5 protein-coding genes are annotated in these 3,462 nt (G+C 76.0%); all 5 read right to left on the bottom strand.

Annotation, left to right across the window (positions count from 1 at the left end; all coding sequences use genetic code 11):
* Positions 1-333, bottom strand: a 333-nt coding sequence (locus ACIQOV_RS33270; RefSeq protein WP_401054471.1) for a zinc-ribbon domain-containing protein, incomplete at its 3' end; no start/stop codon positions are given.
* 3 nt (positions 334-336) lie between these two features.
* Entirely contained in the window at positions 337-900 is a 564-nt protein-coding gene (locus tag ACIQOV_RS33265; RefSeq protein WP_387729091.1) for a phage tail protein, read from the bottom strand.
* A gap of 34 nt (positions 901-934) precedes the next feature.
* Positions 935-2,896 carry a putative baseplate assembly protein gene (locus ACIQOV_RS33260; protein WP_401054470.1) on the bottom strand — a complete coding sequence of 654 codons (1,962 nt, stop codon included), beginning with the start codon at positions 2,894-2,896 and terminating at the stop codon, positions 935-937.
* Entirely contained in the window at positions 2,896-3,333 is a 438-nt protein-coding gene (locus tag ACIQOV_RS33255) for a GPW/gp25 family protein (protein WP_387684353.1), read from the bottom strand. The genes ACIQOV_RS33260 and ACIQOV_RS33255 overlap by 1 nt, the downstream gene beginning before the upstream one ends.
* 2 nt (positions 3,334-3,335) lie before the next feature.
* On the bottom strand, positions 3,336-3,462 hold a 127-nt coding region (locus ACIQOV_RS33250), incomplete at its 5' end, for a PAAR domain-containing protein (RefSeq protein ID WP_401054472.1).

The raw sequence follows: 3,462 nt of genomic DNA, 5'->3' as shown, positions 1-3,462 counted from the left end.
GGGTTCGGCGGGCCGGGCGGGTGGCTGCTCCGCCCTGGGCTCCTCCTTGGCCTCTGCTTCGGGTTCCGGCTTGGGCTCCGCCCCGGTGCGCGCGGTCCGGCGCGAGGCGCTCCGGCGGGTGGATTCGACGGGCGCGGGCGCGGGCTCCGGGACGGGTACGGGCGTGGGCTCGGGCTCGGCCCGCGCGGGGGCGGGCACCGCGACGGGCGCGGCCGTCGGCGCCGCCGTCGCCGGGGCGGCGGCGCCGCGCGACCAGCCGAGGTAGGCGCCGCAGTTGCCGCAGAAGTCGTCCCCCTCCCCGTTGGCCGTTCCGCATTCGGGGCACACCGGCATCCGTCAGCCCTCCGTTCGCCCGGGTGGGCCGGGCAGGATCTCCACCCGGCAGGTCAGATGGACCGGACAGCCCGCCCTCACGACGGACCGCACCTGGTCCTCGTCCGGCGCCGGTCCGCGCAGCGGCCAGACCCGGACCAGTACGTCGCCGCCCGGCGCGGGCGGCAACGGAGCGTCCGGGTCGGTGGACCAGGAGGCGCCGCCGCCGTCGACGATCTCGGCTCCGGCGCCGAGCACCAGCCGCAGCCGTTCGGTGAGGCCGCGGCGGGTGCCGCGCCAGCGGTGCAGCTCCACGGCGCGCTCGACCACCGCGCGGCGCACCTCCACCGGCCAGGCCGGGTCCACCTCCACCGCGACCCAGGAGGCCAGCCAGTCGAGGAAGTCGGCCGGCGCGAGGCCGGGTCGGAAGTAGGCGGGCAGGTTGTCCAGGGTCGCGAAGACCGGGGCGAGGACGGTGTCCAGGCCGGCCGTGAACCTCTGGGCGAAGTCGTCGTCGGCGAACAGCGCGGGCAGCAGTTCGCCGATCGGATGCGGGCTGGGCAGTCCCGGGACCGCCGCGCGGCTCATCCGCGCCTCCCGACTCTCGGCGCGCGGCACTCGCTCATGACGTCCCGTCCTCGGCGGCCGGGGTGACCACGACCTGGTGCTGGTGGGAGAAGACCAGGGCGTCCGCCGGGACCTCGACCCGCTCGGCGGGCGCGCCCCGGCGTCCGGTGATCGGGTCGGCCGGGAACAGCCGCACCTCCTCGACGCCCGAGACCGCGGCGACCCGCTGGAGCACCGCGAACACCTCCCCGTACTGCACGGCCCGGCCGAACGGCCAGCCCTCGCCGTCGGCGCCGCCGCGCAGCGGGTTGAGGTACCGGTACAGCGCGGCGAGCACCTCCTCGCGGACCCGGTCGGGGTCGGCGGAGCGGGTGGTGAGCCGGGCGACGACCGTCACCCCCTGGTAGGCGGGGGGCTGGACGACCAGCCGGGTGCCGATCAGCCGGCGCTCGTCGAGGGCGGTCGCGACGGCGGCCAGCACCTGCTCGTCGGGGATCAGCTGCTCGAAGCGCAGCCGGTCGCCCTCGTCCGCGACCGCGTCGGGGACCACCAGCACCCGCACCGCTCCCGCTTCCCCGCCGCCGGCGGGCACGCAGCTGATCCGGGCGGCGGACGGCGCGGCCTGCCGGGCGATCAGCTCGAAGTCCCCGGCGGTGACGGCACGTTCCTGTAGGCGCAGCTGGTGCGGGGCGCGGGCCTTCGCGTTCTCCACGGTCTCGCCGTCGACCCCGCCGCGCGCCGCCTCCCGGTTGTCGACCCGGGCGATGTACGGGACGGAGCTGCGCAGTACGGTGACGGTGCCGCGGGCGACGTTGCCCGCGATCCCGCCGCCGGTGCGGTAGCGCGGGACGCGCAGCCGGGCGCCCTTGGGCGGCACGGCGCCGAAGGCCCGCAGGCCGCCGTCCGGTTCCCGGACCGCGGGCGGGAAGAGGAACTCGCCGGTGGTCGCGTCCAGCACCACGTGCCGGTCGGCGGGCGAGGACTCGCCGAAGTGCTCGACGAGCGTCCAGCGTTCCCAGCCCTCGCCGGCCGCGACCTCGACCACCGGGGGCTCCCCGTCGAGCAGCACCGGCGGCCGGGCCAGCCGGAAGCGCTGGCCCGCGACGCCCTCCGAGGTGCCGAGCTGCGCGTCGGTGACGGTCTGCGCGTGGACGGCGGTGGCGGTGCCGCCGACCGTGAACACCTCGGCCCGCCGGACGGTGGGGGACTCGGAGTAGAACGGCTGGCCCGGTTGCGGCTCGGTGACCCGGCAGCGCAGCCAGCCGGCCCGGCGACCGGCGACCACCGAGGCGGTGTGCCCGGCGGGCACGAAGACGACCACCTCGCCGGGCCGGTTGAGGCCGCCGGTGGTGTCGCTGCCGGTCTCGCAGGCGATCCAGCGCGCGCCGTCCCAGACCTCCCAGGCCAGCGGCGGCTGGCGCGGGTCGACGCCGACGCCCTCCACCCGGCTGTCCAGCCGGACGATCAGGATGCAGCGCGGCACGACGGCGGGCAGGGCGAAGAGCATGGCGTCCCCGGCCGCCGGGCGCGCCTGGAAGCAGGGCACGTCCGCGCCGTCGGCCAGCCGGGCCGTGCCGTCGGACTGCTCGCCGGAGGCGGAGACGGTGACCAGCCGCTCCAGCGAGCTGGGGACGATCGGCAGGTCCTCGGCGGTGGAGAAGACCACCGCGTCGTCGGTCTCGGTGCGCAGCGTGGAGACCTCGGTGCCGGCCCGCAGCAGGACCGTCTCGGACTGCGGGGCGGAGAGCCAGAAGTCGACCTCGGCCCGGGCCGCGGCGGGCGGGAAGAGCCGGATGCCGAGCAGGTCGAGGAAGGCCGCGTAGTTCTTCTCCGGGACCCGGTTCAGCCGGTAGAGCAGCTGGTCCACCAGGTAGGCGAAGGTCTCGATCAGGGTGACGCCCGGGTCGGAGACGTTGTGGTCGGTCCACTCCGGGGCGCGCTGCTGGACGTAGCGCTTGGCCTCGTCGACGAGTTGCTGGAAGCGGCGGTCGTCCAGGTTCGGGGAGGGCAGGGCCATCAGCGCGCACCCCCGCCGACCGTGTCGAGGGCGTCCGCGCCCGGGTGCTCCGGGATGGTGTAGAAGGGGAACACCAGGTTGCGGCGGTCGTTGGTGGCCCGCACGGTGTAGTGGACGTCGATGTAGAGGGTGCCCTCCTCGGCGCTGTCGAAGGCGATCACCACGTCGTCGACCTCGATCCGCGGCTCCCAGCGCTCCAGGGCGATGCGCACCTCGCGGGCGATCCGTCCGGCGGTGGTGCTGTCGCCCGGGGCGAAGACGTACTCGTGGATGCCGCAGCCGAACTCGGGGCGCATCGGCCGCTCGCCCGGGGCGGTGCCGAGGATCAGCCGGATCGCCTCCGCGAGCTCCCGGTCGCGCTCCACCATGGCGATGCCGCCGGTGGCGTTCACCCGCAGCGGGAAGGCCCAGCCGCGTCCTATGAAGCTGCCACTCATGCTCAGCCCCCGATCAGCACGTTGAACGCGCCGGTGGTGACGGTGGCGCCGCAGGTGGTCTTGTCGCCCATGCGGGCCGCGGGCAGGCCGCCGATCAGCACCACTCCCCTGGTCACCGCGCCCGGGGAG

The sequence above is a fragment of the Kitasatospora sp. NPDC091257 genome (genome assembly GCF_044757675.1).
Taxonomy (GTDB): Bacteria; Actinomycetota; Actinomycetes; order Streptomycetales; family Streptomycetaceae; genus Kitasatospora; species Kitasatospora lactacystinica.
Note: the sequence above shows the minus strand (reverse complement) of the source record. Positions and strands in the feature narration are given on the sequence as shown.